The following is a 22,441-nucleotide window of genomic DNA, read 5'->3' as shown; positions in this document are numbered from 1 at the left end:
TCTTCGACCGGGCCGGTGAACCGTGCAATGCCCGGGCAACCAGCCACCGCCGCAGCGGCGCCGGCTACCCGGGCATGTACACGATGAGAATTGCCAGGCGCTTAGGCGCCGCCGCCTGCGGAGAAGATGTTCTCCGAGATCTTCTGCAGCTGTGTGCGAAGCTCTTCGAGTTCCTGGCGGGCCTTATCCAGGGCGGCCTTGGTTTCCGGCCACGTGGATCCCCGGAACTGGGCGGCCAGCGGGCCGTCCCAGGTGTTCGGATCGGACAGGATCTTGCCCTGCGCATCCAATGCCGAGATCTGGTCGGTGAAACCGCCGTTGATGATGGACTGCACTTGGGTGATGGCGGACTTGGCCTGTTCTGTGGACAACACGCGTGACATAAAAATTTCCCCCTATTGAGTCACTGCTTCGACACCGGACAGATAACCGCCGGTGACCGGACGGACGGAACCCTACCAACAACTCATGAACCCGACAAGGAGCTGATAATCCGATTCGGATGTGGCGACGTGGACTGAATAACAAGTAAACAGAGTCAAAATGGTTGTTTTTTAGCAACTAGCCCTTATGATGCTCAAGGCACAGCGAACGGATGAGGGGACGATTCACCATGCCCAGACAAACTAAAACCCACCTGCCGAACCCGCAGCGTAAAACCGCACGGAGTCGCCTGCTGGGCGTGGTCCTTATATCCACGGCGCTGATCGCCACAACTTCGTGCACCCCGGAGGATGAGCCGGAACCGGTATCCAACCCGGTCAAGCTCCTGCAGAGCGTGCACGTGGGACTGTCTCCGGCAGCCGGGGTACAGACCATCGAGGGAACCACCATCTCGGTGGCCGCCGACGGCGCGTCCTCCGCGGAAGACACCGAGTACACCGCCGAAGAGGTGGTCGGTGAACTTCCCGTCCGTGTGGGCCTGCAATACCGTGCCGGCGAGAAATCCGGTTCCGACCTCGATGAGCTGCAGGGCCATACCGGCCCGGTGGAGATCAACCTGACGGTGGAGAACCTGACGGTCAAGCCCCAGGTCATTGAATACGACGCCGCGGGCCAGACCCGTTCCGAGACCGCTTTGGTGGGCGCTCCGCTGACCATTGCCGCCTCCACCAAGCTCGACGGCGTGCGGGTGGATGACATCACCCCCGGCTCCGCTGACGGGACGCTGGGCACCAACGGCGTCCTGAGCCGGGCAGACGACGGCGCCGCCGTCGTCCAGTGGGCCACCGTGCTGGCACCGCCGCGTTCCGGCGCAAGCACCACGCTGCGCCTCGTCGCCGACGTCAAGGACTTCCAGGTCCCCGCCATTGACGTGGCCGTCCAGCCCGGCATCAGCACCAACATGAGCGCAGAAGGTGTGCTCGCCGGAGCCTTCTCCTCCGGCGCCGGTTCCGAAATGGAGCTGCAGACCCGCACCATTTCCCTGGTATCGGACGTCAACACCGTGCTGATCAAGGCCGGTGCCACCATCACCGAAGTCCGAAAGAACCTCGAAACCACCTCCCAGACCCTGGGCGTGAAGACCGCCGGCGAGCTCCGGGACAACTCCGAGGCCCTGGCCGGAACCATGTCCGGCCTGAAGAGCCAGCTCACCTCCCTCGGCGCTGATCTGGAAACCGCAACCAAGGGCACCGAATCGGTGACCATGGCCCAGTTGCAGCAGACCGTTGCCGCGGTGGACTCCATGCTCGGCGATACCTCCGCTACGCCTCCGCCCGCGGAAATCAGCGAAGACGGCTGTGCCGCCGTCGTCACGAAACCGGAGCAGGCCGGCACCGTGTACGGCAGCATCCTGACCATGGCCTCGCAGCTGGACGCCTACGCAACGGTCAGTGCGGACTGCCGCGAATTGGTTGTGGCGGACATGCGGACTGCCATCGGGCCGGAGAAGCCGACCGCTGAGGTTTGTGCGGCCGAGGCTGAGAGCGGCGAAGAGGGCGCAGTCTCCATCACGTGCTCCCTGTATAACTCCAACGACACCATCTCCAAGGAATTGATCGGCCTCGTGGAGAGCGGCAACGATCTGGTGGAGGAGCTCAACCCGGATCTGGTCACTGGCGCCATTGAGAAGCACGGTGCTTCCGCCGCAAAACTGGCAGAGGTGAGCGAAAAACTGGCCGCCCTCCGGGACCGGGCGAAGCCGGCTGAGGACTACAACGCGGCGCTGCAGGGGGTAACTAACGCGATCGACGCAGCCAAGGCATCGGTGGAGGCTTCCCGAGAAGCGTCCGCGGCAGCGAAGGAGAGCATCGAGGGACTGCGGGCGCAGCTAACGACTATCCGGACCACAGCCAGGGGCGCCAACGGTGAGTTGATTAACGGTCTTCCTTTGGATCAGTCGATGACTGACCAGAACGCGGCACTCGCCGAAGAGCTATGCGAGCTCATGGAAAGGAACCCCGAAGAACCCAAGCTTGGAGAGCTCTCCGCAGAAGAGGTAGAGAAGCTACGCTCCTACCTGACGTCCATTCCCTGCGGGGGCGCTGTTGAAGGGGAGGAACTCAGACGTCCTATCGGATTCCCTGAGCCCATGGACACACGCTTGACGGACCAGTCCACAGCGTGGAACAACGTCCTTGCCCAGGTGGACACGAAGAATGCTGACGCAGCAATCAACCAGGCGTTCACGGCCCTGGACAAGTCCTTCGATGAAACCAACGCCAAGCTGGATGCCGTCACCAAGGCAGTCAAGGCCCTCGACGGCGCCGCCACCGGACGCTACGACGACACCGATGCCGGACTTATAACGCTGGAAACGGAGCTCGGTATCGCCATCGACTCCTATACCGGAGTCAGCACCGACCTTAAAGCCCTGGAAAAGCAGCAGCGGGAACTCGGGGACAACATCAAAGAATCGCTGGAGGGCGTCCAGGAAAACACTGCAAAAGCCGTGCGGGAAGCTGTAGACGGCCAGGTGCGGGAAGTCACCGCCGTTGGTGACAAGAGCACCGATTCCGTCACCACCGCCTTCAACAACTCCATCTCCGGCCTGAAATCCACGTCGGACCAGGTAGTGGGCGACGCGGGCGACACCGTGGACAAGCAGCGAGGTGAGCTGCAGGAGGAAAGCGGTGCCCTGGCCGGCGCGCTGGCCAAGAGCACCCAGGCATCCCTGGAGCGCATTGCCTCCAGCACCTCGGGCTCCACCCGCGACGTGGAGGGTGCAGACGCGCTCCTCTCCTCCAGCCTCAACAAGGTGATGCTGGACCTGGGTGACCGGACCGTCAACGGATCCGGCCTGCTCGGCTCCATGACCACCAGCGCCGCCAAGGCGGATACGGCCGATTACCAGCTGGCCCTGGCCGCACAGAACGCGGAAGGGTATGCCAATATCCGTTCCCGCGACGTGGACGGGCTGTTGCTCCGCCAGGCGCAGTTCAAAGCCGCACTCACTGCTGTGGACGCACTGCCGGCGTTCCACCTTGAGGTGCCGGCCGGCGCGTCGTCGCAGACCCTGTACACCCTGCGGATCGGCGGCGGCGAATGAGCCCCCGCACCCGCCTCATGACCCTGCTCATCGCAGGGGTGGCAGTTGTTGCCGCTGCCGTGATCGCATTGACGGTCACCCTGAACCGGCCCAAGGAAGTTCCGCAGACCGACCCGGTGGCTGCCACGGTTCCCGTGGCGCTGGACGCTGACGGCCTGGCGAAGGACTTCTCGCTGGGAATTGTCCTGACGTACGGGTCCTCCGGCGAACCCGGCTCGGAATACAACGGCGCCGCACAGGGCGCCGTGGTGGCCGCCCACCGTTTCAGCCAGAGTGGCGCCGAGGTGACACTCTCGCCCATGAATGACCGGGGGACGGAAGAAGGCGCCCGCGAAGCGGTGCGCGCCCTCGCCGAAGACGGCGTCTCCGGCATTGTGGTGACCAGTACCGGCCCGCAGGCACTGGCAGCAGCCAAGGCCGCGGAGGAGCTGGGGCTGCCCGCCATCCTGCCATACGCCGAGGCTTCCGATCCCGCGGACTCCACCTGGACCACCAAGGCCTCCGGCGTTGAACTGGAAGAAGCTCTCGCCGCCGCACTGGACGGAAAGTCCCGCATATTGGTGGTCAACGACGGCGGGCCTGTTCCCTCAACGGTCCAGGCGGCTCAGGCCCTGAATCTCCAGGATTTTGAGGACGTTACGGCCCTGGCCCAGGAAGCCGCCATCCAGACCGGCAACCAGCCGCTTCCGCCGGTGGAAGGGGCCCCGGCGGACGCAGAGTCCGTCCGGATCACCAACCCGGCCGACGCCGTCGTTGTTTCTGCCGCCACACCGCAGCGGCTGGCCCGCCTGGTGCAGGCGCTGCAGGCACGGGATGTCTCCGTGCCGCTGGTCCTGCCCAATGGGGCAGATGCACCGGCCTTCGCCGCCGAACTCGCCACACTGGACGGGGCCGCCACCGGTCAGCTGGTCACCCTGGCACCGCCCGGAGGCGACGGTTCAGCCCTGCAGCAGGATGCCCAGGGCCGCGGCATGTCCGCCTTCCTCTCCGCCGTGCGCCTGGCCTCCGGGGATACCAAGGTCAGGAACCTGACCGGCGATGCTCCGCTGGCGGAGTCCGCGTGGGCGGCCGACACATCCAGCCATGACGCCGTCGTCGCGCTGGTCCGTGCGGCAGCGCAGGCTGAAAGCAACGAACCGGCGGAGGTCGCCGATGCGCTGCGCACCATGTCCTTGGGCCCGGGCGAGGGCCTGGCCGGACCGGCTCTGGACTTCACCAGCCCGCTGGCGCTGACCGTGACACCGGTCCCCGTCCATGCATCCGCCCAGGATCTGGGCCTGCGCCCGGCGGACGCGAACGCTCCCCGGCTCGTCTGGGTACCCTCCCCGGCAGCCCCCTGACCCCCCGGCCCCGGCCCGTCTAACCGGACGGGGCACCATTCCTCAATGGAAGGAACGCCCCGGTGCGTTTGCTGATCGATCTGGACGAGCGCCGCTTCGAGTGCGAAGTGGCGCACGCCGCCCCGTCCACCACGCTGGCAGACCTCGTGGAGACGGCCGGCGGGCCGCGCCTTGCCCCTGACGAGGCAGTGTTCCTGAACGAGTCCGAGGTCTCCGGTTCCACCCCGGTCTCCGAACTGGTGCTGCTCGAAGGCAGCCGCATCGCCCGCACACCGTGGCCGTCCACACCGCGGGTGCGCGGGTGGAGCGTGACCCTGGCCGGCGGCAAGAGCGCCGGCAGCGTGACCAGTGTCCCGCAGGGCCGGGAAATGCTCATTGGCCGGTCGCCGCACGCGGACCTGACCCTTCCGGCCGAAAGCGCCTCCTGGGACCACTGCCGCCTGCGGCGGGAAGAGGACGGGCTGCGGGTCCTGGACAGCGGGTCCACCAACGGCACCCTGGTCAACGGCGAGCCCGTGGGTGAAGAAGGCATCCTGGTGGAAGACACCGCGACCGTCACCGCCGGCGGCACCGTTCTTCTCCTGCGACGCTCGCTGGACGAAACCCCCGCCCCGGCGCCCGGCAGCCTGCACAACCTCACTCCGGCAGCAACGGCACCGTTTAACCGCCCGCCCCGCCCGGGGCAGGCCCCCGCCGGGGACGCGTTGGTGCCGCCGACCCGCAAGGACGTACCGCCCGCCAGCAAGTTCAGCTACATTACGGTGCTGGCACCGCTGGTGATGGCGGGCGTGATGGTGGCGGTCCTGGGCGATATGCGCTTCGCCATGTTTGCCATGCTGAGCCCCGTCATGGCCGTGGGCATGTGGTTCGAGCAAAAGCGCCGGCACACCCGCGGTTTGAAGGACGAGGACGAACGCTTCACCGGGGCGATTCAGGAATTCGAGCAGCAGATCCGCACGGCTGCCGAGGCGGAGACGGCCCGCCGCCACCGGATGATCCCGGATCCCGCCACGGTGGTGCGCCGCCCCGCACTGCCTGCCACCTCCCTGTGGCAGCGCCGGGCCGACGCGGACGATTTCCTCGCCCTGCATGCCGGCACGGGTGACGTTCCGTGGAAACCCGAGGTGGACCGCGCCGCATCCTCCCGCCTGGACGAAAAGGTCAAGGAATCCCTGGCCGCCGCCCGGCTGCTCGCCGCGCCGGTTCTGGTGGACCTGACCGACGCCGGCGTGGTGGGCATTGTGGGTCCGCGCGAGGGTGCACTCGCCCTCGCGCGGTCGCTGCTGGTCCAGGCCGCGGTGCATGTGGGTCCGGCGGACCTGACCGTGGGCGTCTTCTGCGACGCCGGCCGGGCCGAGGAGTGGGAATGGGCCTCCTGGCTGCCGCATACGCGCCAGGCCGGGAGCAGCAATGGCCAGCGGTGGATGTCCTCCCACCGGGAAACCAGTGTCGCCATGCTGCGGGCGCTCAAGGACACCGTTGAGGAACTGCCCACCCCGGCCCTGCTGGTGGTGCTGGATTCCGAGGTACTCACCGAAGGGCGCGACGCCCCCGCCCGCGCCCTGCTCGGTATGGGCCGCTCCGCGCCCGGAGCGCACGTCAACCCGAAGGACCGGCCGTCCCGGGCCGCCGGGATCGTGATTGCGACGTCGGAGGAACAGCTGCCTGCCTCCTGCACCTCGATCATCAGGGTGGGGGAAGACTCGGCGGCCACACTGGATCAGCCCGAGGACCTCACCCGCGTTGAAGATGTCATCCTGGCCGGGCTCGATCACGAGGAAGCCCTGCGCTGCGCCATGCGCGTGGCGCACTTCGACGATCCGGAACTCAACGTCCCCGGCGCCTCACTGCCGCCCCTCGTCCGGCTGCCCGACCTGCTGGGCTACAGCCAGCCCGACGCCCCGGCCATCCGCCGGCTCTGGGACGCACCCACCGGAATATCCGCTCCCATCGGCACCGGCGAGGACGGGGCCCTGAGCCTGGACCTGGTCAAGGACGGCCCGCACGGGCTCGTCGGCGGCACCACCGGATCCGGCAAGTCCGAATTCCTGCGCTCATTCGTAGCCGGCCTCGCGGCACGCAATGACCCCACCCGGCTGAACTTCATCCTGATCGACTTCAAGGGCGGTGCAGCGTTCAAGGCGTGTGAACGCCTGCCGCACACCATCGGCACCATTTCCAACCTGGACGAACAGCTCGCGGACCGCGCCCTGCAGGCCCTGGAAGCCGAAATGGAACGCCGGCAGCGGGTATTCGCAGCCGCCGGCGAAGGCATCGACAACCTTCCCGCCTACATGGCCACCAACCCGGCCGAGCCGATGCCCCGGCTGCTGCTGGTGATTGACGAGTTCGCCATGCTGGCCAAGGACTTCCCGGACGTGCTGCAGGCGCTGGTCAGCGTGGGCGCCGTGGGCCGTACCCTGGGCGTGCACATGATCCTGGCGACGCAGCGGCCCGCCGGCGTCGTTAATGACGACATCCTGGCCAATACCAACCTGCGCGTGGCCCTGCGGGTGCAGAGCCGTGAAGACTCCAACAACGTCATCGGTGTCCCCGACGCCTCGGCGATCGGCCGGGCCCAGATGGGGCGTGCCTACGTGAAACTGGGCCAGGATGACATCACCCCCGTGCAGACCGCACTGGTCACCGGACGCGCGCAGATTGGCGGCGGACCCGCGGTGGATGTCCGCGAGATCGGCCCGTTCGGCGTCCCGGTCCCGCCGCCCGCACCGCCGCGCTCCGCCGTCGCAGACGAGAATGATCTGGATCTGCTCATTGACGCCATTGTCGAGGCCAACGCCGATGCCGGGTACGCCCCGCCGCGGCCGGTCTGGCCCGAAGCCCTGGGCGAACGCGTGGAACTCGCGGGCTTCCTCCCCCAGACCGGTAACGATCCGGCCGGCACCGAACCGGGTGCAACCGAACGGGGTGAAACCGAAGGGTCCGACGACGTCGCGCCGGATGGAACGACGACGGCCACCCCCACAGACCCCGCCGTCCCGGCGGTGGGCGGAGTCGAGGGTTCCTCGGTCCTTGTCACCCTGATGGACGAACCGGAGCTGCAGCGCCAGTCCCCCTCCGGGTGGGACATGAATGCCGGAAACCTGATGCTCCTGGGCGTGGCCGGTTCCGGCACCACGACTACCCTCGCTTCCATTGCACTGACCCTGGCCAGCTCCACGGACCCGGCGGATCTGGACCTGATGATCCTGGACATGGGCTCACGGGAGCTCGAAGTGCTCAAGGACCTGCCGCACACCGTGGCCTATGTGGGCACCGGCGCCGGCGCCAAGGAGCAGCAGGCCCGCTTCCTGCGGCACCTGCACACCGAAATGGAGGCCCGCCGCGCGGATCCGAGCAGGAAGAGCCGCACCGTGGTGCTGCTGGACGGCCTGGCGTCTTTGCGTGATGAGTTCCAGGACTATGAAGGCCAGCAGCTGCTGGACCTGCTGTACCGGGCGTACGCTGACGGCCCTGCCCTGGGCCTGTCCTTCGCCGTCTCCACCACCCGCGCCAAGGCGGTTCCCACCGCCATGAACGAAGTGACGCTGCAGCGCTGGCTTTTCCGCCTCGCGGACACCTACGACTATTCCTCCCTCGGCATCCGCGGCAAAGCGATTCCCGCTCCCCTTCCCGGACGCTGCGTGGATCCGCGGAACACGCTCCAGATGCATGTTGCCACCCCCGCCGTCGGAATAGCAGCGGCAGTGGAACGGGTCCGGCAGATCTGGGGGGACGTGCCCGCGAAGGCTCCGGCCATCCGGCGCCTGCCCTCAGACATCACGCTGGAGGAGCTGGGCGCACGGCCGCAGTTGGAGGGCGAGCCCTGGCTGATCCCGGTGGGTATGCAGGAAGCTGATTTCTCCCCCGCCTTCCTGGAGATTTATGAGGGTGAGCACGCCCTGATTGCAGGTCCGGCCCGCTCCGGAAAGTCCACGCTGCTGCTGGCCCTGGCCGGCGCCCTGCGGGGTGCGGTCACGCCGCAGGGGCCGGCGCAGGTGTGGGGCATCTGTGACCGCCGCTCTCCACTGGCCTCCGCGGACCTGGACCGGGTCGCCGTCGGCACGGACGAAGTGCCCGCCCTGCTGGCTTCGCTCCGGCTCGAGCGCGGACCGGTGTTCCTGCTCATTGACGACGCCGAGCGGTTCGAGGACGCCGATCAGTCCATTGGCGGCGTGGTGGCCTCCGGGCAGGCCGGACTGTGTGTCATCGCGGCGGGACGCTCAGCGGATCTGCGCGGGCTGTACAGTCATTGGACCAAGACAGTGCGCAAATCCCGGCTGGGTGTCCTGCTGCAACCCGATGTAGATTACGACGGCGAGCTGCTGGGCGGCATGCTCCCGCGGAAGGCCCCCGTGGCCATCACCACCGGACGCGGGTACATCGGAATCGGCGGCAGGATGGCGCTGATCCAGTCGATCAGCGCCGGGGTCGGCTCCTAGCCCGCTCATGCAGCGGGCCGGGGAAATGTGGCGGTGCTTGGGGAAACAGAACATCAGCGTTGGGGAGTAAGGCATGCAATTGGCACAAACGGGCCAGGCCCTGGGAGCGTCCTACCGCTTCGGCGAGCGCGTGGGCTCGGGTGCTGCCGGCGAGGTCTGGACGGTTACGTCCACCGAAGGCCGGACGTTTGCTGCCAAGATCCTGCGCCCCGAACATGCCGATGATCCCTCGCTGGTAGAGCGGTTTGTCCGTGAACGGTCGGTGCTGCTCGGACTCCAGGGGTCCAACATTGTTACCGTGCGTGACATGGTGGTGGAGGGCTCGCGCCTGGCCATCGTGATGGATTACGTGGCCGGCGGCTCCCTGCGCGAAGTAGTGAAAGACGTCGGTCCGCTCCGGCCCGCGGACGCACTTACCGTCGCCGCCGAAGTCTTCGACGCACTGGCGTCCGCCCATTCCAAGGGCATCACTCACCGTGACATCAAGCCGGACAATGTCCTGCTGGACCAGCCCTGGCCCCAGTGGTCCCCGGGCGACGTCCGGGTTTCGGACTTCGGCATTGCCGATGTGGTGGGTGAACGGATCCGCGAGACCACCGGACTGATCGGCACGCCGCAGTACATGCCGCCCGAGCTCATCAGCCGTGGGCGGTCCGGCCCGGCCGGTGACGTGTATTCCACCGGGGTTCTCCTCTACGAGCTCCTTGCCGGCCGCACGCCGTTTGCCGGTCCCGGACCGGACTTCAGCGTCGCCTACCGCCATGTGTCCTCCCGGCCGCCGCGGATCCCGGTGGATGATGAGCTCTGGGCCGTCCTGGACGGGCTGCTGTCCAAGGACCCGGTCGGCAGGCCCACCGCCCCCGAAGCCGCCGCTAAACTCCGCCGCCTCGCGCCCCGCCTGGCGGATCAGGCTCCCCTGCCACGCGGGGAGGCCCCCACCGAGTTCGACGAGATCGAACGCCCCGCCACCCTGGTCCGGGGCGCGTTTTCGGACGCGGACCTCACGGACCTGGCCTCACCTCCGGCGGAGGGCGTCAGCACCGTGGTGCCCGAACTCGGGGAAGCAGGCAATGCCACCATTGCCCGGCCCATGCCGCGCCGCGAGCTCTCCTCCCGTTCCGAGTCCGCCGCAGCCGCGGAACCCGTGGAGACGCCGTTCTGGCGAACCCGCAAGGCACTGCTTCTTGCCGGCACTGCAGTGCTCCTCCTCGTTGCAATGGTGGTTGGGTTCGTGGTCCTCGCGCCTTCCGGAAAGAAAGCCGATACCGCAGTTGCCGCCGAGCGCCTCTCCACGCAGGTGGCAGGAACCGCCATGCCTACCGGCCTGAGCATTTCCCGGAGTGCATCCTTCGAGCCGTCCAGCGGGAAGGTCCGGCTTACGCTCGCCTATGCGGCACAGAAGGCCCCCTTATCCGGTGATTTCCTTGAAGTCATTCCGGGACTGGCCGAAGCTGACGGGTGCCCCGTGGTCACCTGGGAGGGTGCTGCGGTGAGCCGGAACCAGGCCTCCATTACCGGCCTGGACGTGGAGTGCGGCTGGAAACTCTCAGATCTGGAGGTTCCGGCCGGAGGATCAGTGGAGGTTAGCGCCGAAGTGGCGGTGGCACCGGCTGACCAGCAGGCATTCGATCAGTGGCTGCGTGCCGGGGCCGAGGCCACAGCCGCAGCGGCACAGGATCCCGATGTGAAAGGCACCGCGTACCCCGCCCAGCGCCTGATGGGCGTGGAAGTACGCACCCCGGCCCGCGTGGTGACGCCCAGCCCCCTGAAAATCACTCTGCTTCCGGTATGGGCCGGCGGCGCCGACGAGCTTAACCCGCTGTACGTCAGCCCTGCCTCCGGCAGGCCCTCCCAGATGCTCACCGCGGTCACCGGCGGCGAGGAAGGCCTGCGATTCTCCGACGGATGCGGCGGGGCGCTGGCAGTGGACAGTTCCGGACTCACGGTGACGGCCCTGCAGATCACCCCGCAGTGCACGGTGCGGGCCAGCGTCGGCAACTTCACCGAGCTGCAGTCCCCCGCCTTCAGCATCACCTCGCGCGAAAGCTCGGGCGAGTAGGTTCCGCCGGCCGGATGGCGTTCCAGCCGGGGTGCGCCCGCAGGCACAAGGGGCCCGGAGGCCGCCACCTGGCCAGGTTGCGGCCTCCGGGCCCCGTCCCGCTAACTCACGACGCAGCTACTCGCGGTGCAGTTTGTCCTGAACCGTGCCAGCTACCTTTTCCACCACATTGGGAACATCGGTGGTGCCGTAGTAGCGCGCATCGGGGCGGGTGACATCCGGCATGGGCGCCGTCGTCGTCGGGCCCTCGTGGTAGCTGAACTCGCCCTTGCCATCCGGGGTGGGGCCGGAGGCCCAGGAGCCCTCGGACGCGTGCTTGCCGTCGGAGAAGTTCAGGTACTGGTAGGACACTTCACGCTCTTCCTTCTTGATCGGGAAGTTGCTCGGCACCGGCAGGAGCTCGTAGCCCTCTTCCTGCAGTTCCTTCGCAGCTGCGGTCCACTGGTTCTGGTGCATGGTGTCGCGGGCCAGCAGGAAGGAGAGCAGATCCCGCACGCCCTTGTCATCGGTCATGTGGTAGAGCCGCGCCACGGCCAGACGGCCCTGCATCTCGGCGTTGGCGTTGGCCGTGAAGTCGGCCAGCAGGTTGCCGGAAGCGGTCACGTAGCCGGCAGTCCACGGGTTGCCGTTGCTGTCCACGGGACGGGCGCCGGCACCGGCCACAATGGCGTGCTGCACATCCATGCCGCCCACCACGGCTGCGATGGTCGGGTCGGACTGGACGGCGTCGTCCGTAATCCCCAGTGGTGCCTTTTCGAGCAGCTGGGCGATCATGATGGCCAGCATTTCAACGTGGCCCATTTCTTCAGCGGCAATGCCGTAGAGAAGATCCCGGTACTTGCCGGGAAGGTGTGAATTCCAGGACTGGAAGCCGTACTGCATGGCTACGGTGATTTCCCCGTACTGGCCGCCGAGCACTTCCTGGAGTTTGCGTGCGTAGACGGCATCCGGCTTATCCGGTGTGGCCTTGAACTGAAGTTCCTGCTTATGGAAGAACACTATTCACCTCCGCAAATCTGGCCCGCATCGGATTAGGACGCCAGACGTGGCGACCAGCAGGCCGATGACAGAAAACTAGCCCAACCCATAGGTACTAAGCAAACTTACTAAAGCCCATCCGGCCATCTCCGCATCGACCGCTGGCCTTTGTAGGATGAAGCACATGGACAACAACGGATCACAGCCCACCCTTGCCCAGCTGCGCAACCGCCAGACGGAGCTGGTCCTGGCCCTGGCCAACGAGACCCGCACGGACCGGCTGCAGCAGTACAGCGACGAACTGGAGTTCCTGGTCAAGCACATTCAGGAACGCGAAGAGGCAGAGGCGGCGGGCGCCCCTGCCCCTTCAGCTGGACCGGACCGGGAGCAGGCACAGGGTGCCGGCGTTGAACAGCGCGAAGACGGGGTGGTCATCGAGCCGGGCTCCGATCTGGAAGCCGACGTCGACGCCGACGGCCGCTAGGCGGGGCGAGCCCGCCTGGGCGTCAGTCTTCCCAGAAGCGCCGGACGTCGTCGGCAATCTCTTTCGCCTGCCGCCGGCCGGCAGCCAGGGACGGTTTGCGGGTGGAGTCCAGGAGCATGTTGGTGCCGAAAGCCTGCAGCGCCTGGGCATCGGCCTCGATGAGGAATGATTTGCCATCTTTGCTAATGGTTTTCAGTGCCTGCGGCAGGGTGGGGCCAAACGGGCTCTGCGGTGCCTCCAACCCGCAGGAAATCACCAGGACTTTGTGGTGTCCGGCGGCGACGTCCGCATTGGTCCCCGAGCGCATGCCGCCATCCATGTAGACCCGGCCGTTGATGTGCACCGGTGGCCACACCGTGGGAACCGTACAGCTGGCGGTGACGGCCAGCCCCAGGTCTACGCCGGACCCTGAATCGAACACCGTGAAGCTGCCGTCCTCGGCGTCAACGGCGGTGACGCCAAGGGCTTTTTCCGGCCAGGCCGGGTACGGAACCAGCATCCTGATGCTGTTCACCCAGGCCTCCTCGGTCAGCTGGGTGTCGGCCTTCAAGGCCAACCGGCCCAGCCGTGCACGGGCGGCCTTTTCCCCGCCGCCGCCCTGCCCGGCGGCGGCCATGATGTTCATAAACCGCTCACCGTCGAACGAGTCGGGCTCCCGGTAGTCCTCGGCGCCGGCCCCGTCCTCAGCGGTTTCCTGCGCGGCCACGGCGGCCGGCACCTGCCCGAACCGCAGGGCGGTGCCCACCACGGACCCCGCCGAGGTTCCCACCACCAGATCCGCCTCGTTCAGGTCCACCCCCAGATCCAGCAGTTCCGCCAGCAGTCCTATTTCCCAGGCGATGCCGGCAACTCCGCCGCCACCCAGCACCACGGCACGCGTTGAACGCATGGTCATTCCTCCTTGGCTTCCGCCGTCGAAGACAGGCCGGAGTTCCCCGGCCCTTCCTTGTTGGGCAGTGTAAGCCCCTTCACCGCCGGGCGGGACATACCGGCGGTCGGTTCCTCCGGTTACCTCCGGAGCGGGGTTCCGGGCTTCAATGGACCTATGGCATTAAGAGTTCTGATGGTGGGCCGCAAGCACGAGGACTGGGTGGTTGACGGTATTCGGCGGTACGAAAAGCGGCTGAAGAAGCCCTTCGACCTGACCTGGGTTCCCATTCCGCATTCGGCCCGCGAGGGGGATGCTGCCCGCAAGGAGGAATCCGAGCGGCTGCTGGCCAAGGCGGGCTCCGACTATGTGATCCTGCTGGATGAGCGCGGCAAGGCCATCACTTCCCCTGCCCTGGCCAAGACACTGCAGAAACCGCTGGACTCGTCCCGCAACGTCACGCTGATCATCGGCGGAGCATACGGTGTGGATCAGAGCGTGCATGACCGGGCGGACTTTGTCTGGTCCCTCTCCCCCCTGGTTTTCCCGCACCAGCTGGTCCGGCTGATCCTGGCCGAGCAGGTTTACCGGGCGCAGGAAATTGCCGGCGGCCGCCCCTATCACCACGAATAGGCACGCCTCACATCCGGCCGGACCGGGCAGCGGACCGGGGTAAACTGGGGGCAGTTTTTTTAGCAGTCCGGCTGGCCCTGCGCCGCAGCCGGCAGGAGCGGAAAGGGAGCCATGCCCCAGCGCACTGACCCCTTCCGGCTGCTGCGTGCCGCAGCCGCCACCGCAGTAATCCTGGCCCTGGCCGTGGGTGCACACACGGCAGCGGGCGGAACGCTTCCCGCGCCCGTTCTGCTGTTCGCCCTCGGCGCTTTTACGCTCGCCGGCGTCACAGCCACGGCGGGGCGCAGGTTCCGCCCGGGGCGCCTGTTCCTGGTGCTCGGTGCCGCCCAGCTTGGCCTGCACCAGGCCTTCGCACTGCTCACGCCGGCCAATCCCGTCTCCTGCACTCCCGGGCCCGGGCACGGCGGCCACCATGGCGCGGTGCTGGACTGCCTGCCGGCGGCCGTACCTGCTGCGGCAGGGCACGGCCTGCACGACGCCGGCCCCGCCCTGTTCCTGGCGCACCTTGCGGCAGTGGTCCTCACAACTCTGGCACTGGCCCGCGGCGAAGATGCGCTGCACGCAGCTGCGGCCTGGCTGCGCCCGCTGTTCACCGCTCCGGTGCCCCACACCTTCCGGATCATTCGCCCCGCGGCCGTTCCTGCACCGACGCCCGGCCGGGCCCGCTCCCGGCACTGCCCCGCCCGCCCGGTGCGCGGACCGCCGTCGTACGCCTTGGCCTAAACCCTTTTCCTTATCCCTTGCCGCAATCTGCGGCTCCCGGCGCCCCTGCGCGCCATTGAAAGGCTTACCCATGCGTACCCGCACCTCTGCCCTGCTTGCCGCCGGCGGCACCGCCGCCCTGATGACCCTGGGCCTCGGCTCTGCCGCTGCCCACGTCCACGTCACTCCGGACACCACGGGCGCCGGCGACACGGCCCTGCTCACCTTTGACCTCTCGCACGGCTGCGAAGGCTCCCCCACCACGGCCCTGACCTTCACGCTTCCCGATGAGCTGACGGATGCCACTCCCACCGCGCACGCAGGCTGGGACGTCAAAAAGGTCACCGAGGAACTCTCCGAACCCCGGACCCTGCCCAACGGCTCACAGATCAGCACGCGCACCAGCGCCGTGGTGTACACCGCCCAGGACCCGTTGGCCGACGGCGTGCGGGACACCTTTACGCTCAGCGTCACGCTGCCGGAGGATGAGGGCGCCACCCTGGCTTTCCCCGTCCTGCAGACCTGCACCGAGGGCGAAACCGATTGGGCGCAGGTGCCCGCGGAGGGGCAGTCCGCGCACGATCTGGACTCACCTGCCCCGGTGGTAACCATCACGGAGGCCGACGACGACCACAACGGCGGGCACGGTGACGACCACGGCACACCTGCCGGCTCCGACCGGGAAGATGCGGAGGAGCGGGACGACGATACCGAGGCCGCCGCAATTGCCGGGTACACCGGACTGGGTGCCGGGCTGCTTGGCCTGGCCGCCGGCGTCACCGCACTGATCCGTACCCGGGGCCGCAGCAAGGCCTAACACCCTCTTCCCGGGAACCCGTAACGGTTTTGCGTCTTTCCGCCCCGCCCAGCGGGGCGGATTGACGCACCCGCGGCGCCGGGACAGGGTGAGAGCATGAACACCCGAACCGCCGTTTCACGCGCCGCCACAGCCCCAGCACGCAAGGCACTCACCCTGCTGGCTCTCCTCACCCTTTCCGGAGCGACCCTGACCGGCTGCGGTTCCGCGGAGAGCGACGACGCCGGGTCCAGTTCCAGTTCCCCCTCCCCCACCGCTACCGCCAGCGCCCCGTCCGCGGCGCCTTCCACATCCGCTGTACCAAGCACCCCGGCGGCTGAACCCAGCACCGGAACCGCGGCCGCCGGACCGGCCCCCTGCACGGCGGGCACACTTAGCGGCGCGGTGGAGGACGTCCCCGGCGGTGCGACCGGCGGCGGTGTGTACCGTGCCCTGGTGCTTACCAACACCTCGGCCGATGACTCCTGCACGCTGGCCGGCTACCCCGGCGTCTCCTATCTTGACGCGGCGGGCACCCAGGTGGGCGCAGCCGCTGCCCGGACAGAAGGCACCCAGGCGGTTCCGGTCACCCTGGCCCCGGGCCAGTCCGCCGCCGCGGAACTGCAGGAAACCGTGGCACAGAAGTACGGCGAGTGCCAGGTACAGCCCACCGCCTCCCTGCTGGTGTACCCGCCGGAGGACACCGCGTCCCTGACCATCACCTACCCCTCCACCGGCTGCCTGAACCAGGACATTGAGCTGCTGCACATTGGGGTTCTGCAGGCCCGCTGATATTCGGCCTGCAGCCAAACCCGCCGCGACGGCGGGGAAACTGTCAGCGCAGTGGGGAAGAATGGTGGCATGACATCGGCGTCCTCGGTGCAGGCCCTGTCCCGGCAGGCCCGGACCGTGCTCGGCAAGTTCACCCCAGCCACCCGGGAGTGGTTCGAGGGTGCCTTCGCCGCGCCCACACCGGCGCAGCTGGGTGCGTGGGACGCGGTGTCCGAAGGCGCCAACGCCCTGGTGGTTGCCCCTACCGGATCCGGCAAAACCCTGGCCGCGTTCCTCTGGGCGCTGGACAGCTTCATTGCCGCCGCGGCGCAGGACACAGATCCCACCCTGGACATTTCCCTGCCTGCCGAGACCAAGGTCTCCGGGTCCCGGCGCGCCAAGGAACCCAAACGCAAAACCAAGGTGCTGTACATTTCGCCGCTGAAGGCCCTGGGCGTGGACGTGGAGCGCAACCTGCGGGCCCCGCTGATCGGCATTACGCAGACCGCCAAACGGCTCGGCCTGCCGGCGCCGTCCATCACCGTGGGCGTACGCTCCGGCGATACCCCGCAGAATGAGCGCCGCGCCCTGCTGACCCGGCCGCCGGACATCCTGATCACCACGCCGGAGTCCCTGTTCCTGATGCTGACCTCGCAGGCCAGGGAAACCCTCGCCGAGGTGGAAACCGTCATTGTGGATGAGGTCCACGCAGTGGCCGGCACCAAGCGCGGCGCACACCTGGCTGTGACTCTGGCCCGGCTGGACGCGATGCTGGAGAAGCCGGTGCAGCGGATCGGGCTCTCCGCCACCGTGGAACCGCATGAAACCGTGGCCCGCTTCCTGGGCGGCAATGCGCCGGTGCGGATCGTGGCGCCGGAGTCGAAGAAGAACTGGAACCTCACGGTCACGGTTCCGGTGGAGGATATGTCGGACCTGGGCGGCGCTCCGGCGGTCGAGGACACCGTGGAGGGCGGCTACGCTCCGCAGGCGAGCATCTGGCCGCATGTGGAGGAGAAGATTGTCGACCTCATTGAAGCCAACCGCTCCACCATTGTGTTTGCCAATTCCCGCAGGCTTGCCGAACGGCTGACCGCACGCCTGAACGAGATCCACGCCTACCGGCTGGAGGCAGCCGCCGCGGCCACCGGGACCGACGACGCCGCGCCCGCTCCGCGTACAGGAACCTCCCGTCCGCCGGCCCAGATCATGGCCCAGGCCGGGGTCTCGGTCCTGCGCCGCGAGGACCTGGCGGTCGACGACGACGGACCCCTCCTCGCCCGCGCCCACCACGGCTCGGTGTCCAAGGACCAGCGTGCCCTGATCGAGGATGACCTGAAATCCGGGCGGCTGCGCTGTGTGGTGGCCACCAGCTCGCTGGAACTTGGCATCGATATGGGCGCTGTGGACCTGGTGGTACAGGTGGAATCCCCGCCGTCCGTGGCCAGCGGACTGCAGCGCGTGGGCCGGGCCGGACACCAGGTCGGGGAAATCTCGCAGGGCGTGATGTTCCCCAAGCACCGCGGGGACCTGCTGAATTCCGCCGTCACCGCCGAGCGGATGCTGGCCGGGCAGATCGAGCCGCTGGCCATCCCGGCCAACCCGCTGGATATCCTGGCGCAGCAGACCGTGGCGGCCTGCGCCCTGGGTTCCATTGAGGTGGAGGAATGGTTCGACGTCGTCCGCCGGTCCGCTCCGTTCGCCGGCCTTCCGCGCTCCGCGTTCGACGCCACCCTGGATCTGCTCTCCGGGCGCTATCCTTCCGACGAGTTCGCCGAGCTGCGCCCGCGGATTGTGTGGGACCGCACCGAAGGGACCATCACCGGCCGGCCCGGCGCCCAGCGGCTGGCGGTGACTTCCGGCGGCACCATCCCGGACCGCGGGCTTTTCGGCGTCTATCTGGTGGGTGATTCCGAAGGCAAAAACAGCCGCCGGGTCGGGGAACTCGATGAGGAGATGGTCTATGAGTCCCGGGTGGGAGACGTTTTCGCACTCGGTGCCACCAGTTGGCGGATAGAGGACATCACCCATGACCGGGTGCTGGTTTCCCCCGCGTTCGGCCAGCCCGGCAAGCTGCCGTTCTGGCGCGGGGATTCCCTGGGCCGGCCGGTGGAACTCGGCCGTGCCCTGGGCGCCTTTGTCCGGGAAATGGCCGGCTCGGAGGACGCCGCTGCCCGCGAACGGCTGGCCGCCGTCGGGCTGGACGAGTGGGCCGCAGGAAACCTGATCACCTACCTGCGCGAACAGCAGCAGGCCACGGACGTGGTGCCCAACGATAAATCCCTGGTGGTGGAACGCTTCCACGATGAACTCGGCGACTGGCGGGTGGTCCTGCACAGCCCGTACGGCATGCCGGTCCACGCGCCCTGGGCACTGGCAGTGGGGGCCCGGCTGCATGCGAAGTACGGGCTGGACGGCTCGGCGATGGCCTCCGATGACGGCATTGTGCTGCGGGTACCGCTGATGGAGGATGAACCGCCCGGCGCCGAGCTGTTCCTTTTCGATCCCGAGGAACTCGACTCCATTGTCACCGCCGAGGTGGGCGGGTCCGCCCTGTTCGCCTCGCGTTTCCGCGAATGCGCGGCGCGCGCCCTGCTGCTGCCGCGGCAGAACCCGTCCAAGCGGACCCCGCTCTGGCAGCAGCGGCAGCGTTCCGCCCAGCTGCTGGATGTCGCCAAGAAGTACCCGACTTTTCCCATCGTGCTTGAAACCGTGCGCGAATGCCTGCAGGACGTCTACGATCTGCCGGCTTTGAAAGACATTGCGGCCGGGATCGAGCGGCGTGAGATCCGGCTGGTGGAAACCACCACCCCCTCGCCGTCCCCTTTCGCCCGGTCCCTGCTCTTCGGCTATGTTGGCGCCTTCCTCTACGAGGGTGACTCCCCGCTGGCCGAACGCCGGGCCGCCGCCCTGTCCCTGGACCCGACGCTGCTCAATGAGCTGCTGGGCCGGGCCGAGCTGCGCGAATTGCTGGACGCACGGATCATTCACCGGATCGAGCAGGAGCTGCAGCGCCTGGCTCCGGACCGCAAGGTCCGCGGATTGGAAGGCGTGGCCGACCTGCTGCGCCTGCTCGGTCCGCTGTCCGTTCCCGAGGTGGCTGCCCGGCTGCAGCCTGCGGAACCCGGCCCGGAAGGCAGCACCCCCGAACCGGCATCCCAGGACTACGCCGAGGAGCTGCTGGAGGCACTGGTCCGCGCCAATCGTGCCCTGAAGATCGGCATGGCCGGTACCACCCGGTACGCCGCCATTGAAGACGCCGCCCGGCTGCGCGATGCCCTGGGTGTTCCGCTGCCCATGGGTGTTCCGCTCGCCTTCATTGAGCCGGTGGCGGATCCGCTGGGGGACCTGGTGGGCCGCTACGCGCGCACGCATGGCCCCTTCACCGCGGCCGAGGCTGCGGCGCGGCTGGGCCTGGGTGTTGCGGTGGTGACCGGCACCCTGCAGCGGCTGGCGGGCGAAGGCCGGGTGGCTGAAGGCGAATTCCGGCCGGCGGAAACCCTGCTGCTGGACGCCAACGACGGCGTGGATTCCACTCCCGCCGCCACCGTCACCGTCCCGGGCACCCCGGGCGGCACCGAATGGTGTGACGTGGAGGTGCTGCGGCGGCTGCGGCGCAGCTCGCTGGCGGCACTGCGTTCCGAGGTGGAACCGGTGGACCCCGCCACCTACGGCCGGTTCCTTCCCGTGTGGCAGAACGTGGGAACCGGGCTGCGCGGGCTCGACGGCGTGGCCACCGTAATTGACCAGCTCTCCGGCGTGCCCATTCCGGCATCGGCCTGGGAGCCGCTGATCCTCGGGTCCCGGGTGCGGGACTATGCTCCGGCCATGCTGGATGAGCTGACCGCCACCGGCGAGGTCCTCTGGTCCGGCCACGGGTCCCTGCCCGGCAACGACGGCTGGATAGCCCTGCACCTGGCGGAGAACGCCCCGCTGACCCTGAACCCGTCTCCGGACTTCGAGCCGGGTGCCCTGCACCAGCGGCTGCTGGAAATCCTGGGCAACGGCGGCGCGTACTTCTTCCGCCAGCTCAGCGATACCCTCGCAGCGGTAGGGCCCGCAGAAACCGATGCCAATATTGTCTCCGCCCTGTGGGAACTCACCTGGGCGGGACAGATCAGCAATGACACGTTCACGCCGGTGCGTTCCCTGCTCTCGGGCGGGAAAACAGCGCATAAACAGCGGGCTGCCACCCCGCGGGCACGCACCGCGCGGATGGGACGGCTGGGCCGGGCACCGGGCGCTTCGCTCACGGGCAGTTCAATGCGCCTTGCCGCCGGAGGCACGGCCGCTGCGGCGCTGCGGAACGCCCCGCCGCTGGTCGCCGGACGCTGGAGCCTGCTTCCGCCCGTGGAGGCCGACGCCACCCTGCATGCGCACGCCACCGCCGAGCTGATGCTGGACCGCTACGGTGTGGTCACGCGCGGCTCGGTGGCCAGCGAGGGAACCGTGGGCGGCTTTGCCCTGCTCTACCGGGTCCTCGCCCGGCTGGAGGAAATGGGCAGGTGCCGGCGCGGCTACTTCATTGAACAGCTCGGTGCGGCCCAGTTTGCCATTCCCGCTACGGTGGACCGGCTGCGGTCCTTCTCCGAAGACGCCCAGCTCAAAGCCCCCGAACCCGCCGCCGTCGCCCTCGCTGCCACGGACCCGGCCAACCCGTACGGCGCCGCCCTGCCCTGGCCGTCGCTGGACGGCGGGCACCGGCCCGGCCGCAAGGCCGGCGCGCTGGTGGTTCTGGTGGACGGCAACCTGGCCCTCTATGCCGAACGCGGCGGGAAAACCCTGCTGACCTTCACGGAGGATCCGGAGCTGCTGCAGCTCTCCGCCGCCGCCCTGGTCCAGATCATCCGGCGCGGTGCCGCGGAGAAAATGGCCATCGAGAAGGTCAACGGTGCGGATATCTTGGACACCGAGGCAGCTCGGGCATTGACCGCCGCCGGTTTCTACACCACTCCCAAGGGGCTGCGGTACCGTGTCTGAGACTTCCCTGCGGAATCCGGAAAGGAGACGGCGTGCCTGAAGGCGATACCGTCTGGCGGGCCGCCCGCGATCTCAACGCCGCACTGGCCGGCCAGGAGCTTACCCGGTGCGATCTCCGGGTCCCCAAGTTTGCCACTACCGACTTCACCGGTGACACGGTGCAGGACGTCGTCTCCCGCGGCAAGCATCTGCTGATCCGCGGCGGCGATCCTGCGGAGGGCTGGATCCTGCACTCGCACCTGAAAATGGAAGGCCTCTGGCACGTATACCCCCGCGGCGGGAAGTGGCGACGGCCCGCGTTTAAGGCCCGCGCCGTGCTGGAAACCGCCACGCACCAAATAGTGGGCTTCGACCTGGGCTTCCTGCGCGTGGTGGCGCGGAAGGACGAGGACGACGCCGTGGGCTACCTGGGGCCCGACCTGCTGGGTCCGGACTGGGATGCGGAAGAGGCGCTGCGCCGGCTGCGGGCCGAACCGGACCGCCCCATTGGCCTGGCGCTGTTGGACCAGCGGATCATGGCCGGGGTGGGCAACGTGTACCGGTGCGAGCTGTGTTTCCTGGCCGGGGTGCATCCGAAAACGCCTGTGTCCCAGGTGCCGGATCTGTCCCGGCTGGTGGACCTGTCCAAACGGCTGCTCGAGGCGAACAAGAACCGGTCCCGCCGGATCACCACCGGTGCTGCGGGCCGGGACCAGCTGTGGGTCTATCGCCGGGAGAAGCGCGGCTGCCTGCGCTGCGGTACCAAGGTGGCCCACGAACTGCTGGGCGACAACGAGCTGGAGCTGCGGGACCTGTATTACTGCCCGCACTGCCAGCCCCTGCGGGGTTAGTTTCCCGACCCGGTTCCTGAGTTTCCGCCCGGTTCCTGAGTTTCCGACCGGTTCGGGTGTTTCCGACCGGT

At 68.0% G+C, this 22,441-nt stretch carries 14 protein-coding genes; 11 read left to right on the top strand and 3 right to left on the bottom strand.

The window, feature by feature from the left end:
• Positions 1 to 101 precede the first annotated feature (101 nt).
• Positions 102 to 383 carry a pyrophosphorylase gene (locus MUK71_RS01985; protein WP_227904994.1) on the bottom strand — a complete coding sequence of 94 codons (282 nt, stop codon included), beginning with the start codon at positions 381 to 383 and terminating at the stop codon, positions 102 to 104.
• Between the two features lie 230 nt (positions 384 to 613).
• Here MUK71_RS01985 and MUK71_RS01980 point away from each other — a divergent pair, with 230 nt between their 5' ends.
• From MUK71_RS01980 to MUK71_RS01965, 4 genes are all read left to right on the top strand, one after another.
• Positions 614 to 3,490 carry a hypothetical protein gene (locus tag MUK71_RS01980; protein WP_227929365.1) on the top strand — a complete coding sequence of 959 codons (2,877 nt, stop codon included), beginning with the start codon at positions 614 to 616 and terminating at the stop codon, positions 3,488 to 3,490.
• A complete protein-coding gene (locus MUK71_RS01975) occupies positions 3,487 to 4,830 on the top strand; it encodes a hypothetical protein (RefSeq protein WP_227929364.1) in 1,344 nt (447 codons plus the stop codon). The genes MUK71_RS01980 and MUK71_RS01975 overlap by 4 nt, the downstream gene beginning before the upstream one ends.
• Positions 4,831 to 4,892: 62 nt before the next feature.
• Positions 4,893 to 9,272 carry a type VII secretion EssC family protein gene (locus MUK71_RS01970; RefSeq protein ID WP_227929363.1) on the top strand — a complete coding sequence of 1,460 codons (4,380 nt, stop codon included), beginning with the start codon at positions 4,893 to 4,895 and terminating at the stop codon, positions 9,270 to 9,272.
• Positions 9,273 to 9,345: 73 nt separating this feature from the next.
• Entirely contained in the window at positions 9,346 to 11,331 is a 1,986-nt protein-coding gene (locus MUK71_RS01965) for a serine/threonine-protein kinase (RefSeq protein WP_227929362.1), read from the top strand.
• Between the two features lie 117 nt (positions 11,332 to 11,448).
• On the opposite strand, the gene MUK71_RS01960 is transcribed toward MUK71_RS01965, so the two are convergent.
• Positions 11,449 to 12,330 (bottom strand): manganese catalase, encoded by an 882-nt coding sequence (locus MUK71_RS01960; protein ID WP_227929361.1) that lies wholly within the window; start codon positions 12,328 to 12,330, stop codon positions 11,449 to 11,451.
• Positions 12,331 to 12,493: 163 nt separating this feature from the next.
• Between MUK71_RS01960 and MUK71_RS01955 the strand changes: the two genes are divergently transcribed.
• Entirely contained in the window at positions 12,494 to 12,793 is a 300-nt protein-coding gene (locus tag MUK71_RS01955) for a hypothetical protein (RefSeq protein WP_227904971.1), read from the top strand.
• 22 nt (positions 12,794 to 12,815) lie between these two features.
• Here MUK71_RS01955 and MUK71_RS01950 read toward each other — a convergent pair whose 3' ends face one another.
• The gene (locus tag MUK71_RS01950; protein WP_227904969.1) at positions 12,816 to 13,682 is read right to left on the bottom strand and encodes a patatin-like phospholipase family protein; all 867 of its coding nucleotides are present in this window, start codon (positions 13,680 to 13,682) and stop codon (positions 12,816 to 12,818) included.
• Between the two features lie 156 nt (positions 13,683 to 13,838).
• Between MUK71_RS01950 and MUK71_RS01945 the strand changes: the two genes are divergently transcribed.
• From MUK71_RS01945 to MUK71_RS01920, 6 genes are all read left to right on the top strand, one after another.
• The gene (locus tag MUK71_RS01945; RefSeq protein WP_227904966.1) at positions 13,839 to 14,294 is read left to right on the top strand and encodes a 23S rRNA (pseudouridine(1915)-N(3))-methyltransferase RlmH; all 456 of its coding nucleotides are present in this window, start codon (positions 13,839 to 13,841) and stop codon (positions 14,292 to 14,294) included.
• Between the two features lie 111 nt (positions 14,295 to 14,405).
• Positions 14,406 to 15,017, top strand: coding sequence for a hypothetical protein (locus MUK71_RS01940; protein ID WP_227904963.1), 612 nt, complete (start codon positions 14,406 to 14,408; stop codon positions 15,015 to 15,017).
• A gap of 70 nt (positions 15,018 to 15,087) precedes the next feature.
• The gene (locus MUK71_RS01935; protein WP_227929360.1) at positions 15,088 to 15,813 is read left to right on the top strand and encodes a YcnI family copper-binding membrane protein; all 726 of its coding nucleotides are present in this window, start codon (positions 15,088 to 15,090) and stop codon (positions 15,811 to 15,813) included.
• Positions 15,814 to 15,909: 96 nt separating this feature from the next.
• Positions 15,910 to 16,584, top strand: coding sequence for a DUF4232 domain-containing protein (locus tag MUK71_RS01930; protein WP_227929359.1), 675 nt, complete (start codon positions 15,910 to 15,912; stop codon positions 16,582 to 16,584).
• 69 nt (positions 16,585 to 16,653) lie between these two features.
• Entirely contained in the window at positions 16,654 to 21,540 is a 4,887-nt protein-coding gene (locus MUK71_RS01925; RefSeq protein WP_227929358.1) for an ATP-dependent helicase, read from the top strand.
• 32 nt (positions 21,541 to 21,572) lie between these two features.
• A complete protein-coding gene (locus MUK71_RS01920; RefSeq protein ID WP_227929357.1) occupies positions 21,573 to 22,370 on the top strand; it encodes an Fpg/Nei family DNA glycosylase in 798 nt (265 codons plus the stop codon).
• Positions 22,371 to 22,441: the final 71 nt, after the last annotated feature.

The sequence above is a fragment of the Arthrobacter zhangbolii genome (assembly GCF_022869865.1).
GTDB classification, from domain to species: domain Bacteria; phylum Actinomycetota; class Actinomycetes; order Actinomycetales; family Micrococcaceae; genus Arthrobacter_B; species Arthrobacter_B zhangbolii.
Note: the sequence above shows the minus strand (reverse complement) of the source record. Positions and strands in the feature narration are given on the sequence as shown.

What these genes read in the sequence shown, in the direction of transcription:
- MUK71_RS01950 (WP_227904969.1), bottom strand. Translation starts at nt 13,682, where the DNA reads ATGCGTTCAACGCGTGCCGTGGTGCTGGGTGGCGGCGGAGTTGCCGGC.
- MUK71_RS01945 (WP_227904966.1), top strand. Translation starts at nt 13,839, where the DNA reads ATGGCATTAAGAGTTCTGATGGTGGGCCGCAAGCACGAGGACTGGGTG.
- MUK71_RS01965 (WP_227929362.1), top strand. Translation starts at nt 9,346, where the DNA reads ATGCAATTGGCACAAACGGGCCAGGCCCTGGGAGCGTCCTACCGCTTC.
- MUK71_RS01930 (WP_227929359.1), top strand. Translation starts at nt 15,910, where the DNA reads ATGAACACCCGAACCGCCGTTTCACGCGCCGCCACAGCCCCAGCACGC.
- MUK71_RS01980 (WP_227929365.1), top strand. Translation starts at nt 614, where the DNA reads ATGCCCAGACAAACTAAAACCCACCTGCCGAACCCGCAGCGTAAAACC.
- MUK71_RS01935 (WP_227929360.1), top strand. Translation starts at nt 15,088, where the DNA reads ATGCGTACCCGCACCTCTGCCCTGCTTGCCGCCGGCGGCACCGCCGCC.
- MUK71_RS01955 (WP_227904971.1), top strand. Translation starts at nt 12,494, where the DNA reads ATGGACAACAACGGATCACAGCCCACCCTTGCCCAGCTGCGCAACCGC.
- MUK71_RS01975 (WP_227929364.1), top strand. Translation starts at nt 3,487, where the DNA reads ATGAGCCCCCGCACCCGCCTCATGACCCTGCTCATCGCAGGGGTGGCA.
- MUK71_RS01985 (WP_227904994.1), bottom strand. Translation starts at nt 383, where the DNA reads ATGTCACGCGTGTTGTCCACAGAACAGGCCAAGTCCGCCATCACCCAA.
- MUK71_RS01940 (WP_227904963.1), top strand. Translation starts at nt 14,406, where the DNA reads ATGCCCCAGCGCACTGACCCCTTCCGGCTGCTGCGTGCCGCAGCCGCC.
- MUK71_RS01925 (WP_227929358.1), top strand. Translation starts at nt 16,654, where the DNA reads ATGACATCGGCGTCCTCGGTGCAGGCCCTGTCCCGGCAGGCCCGGACC.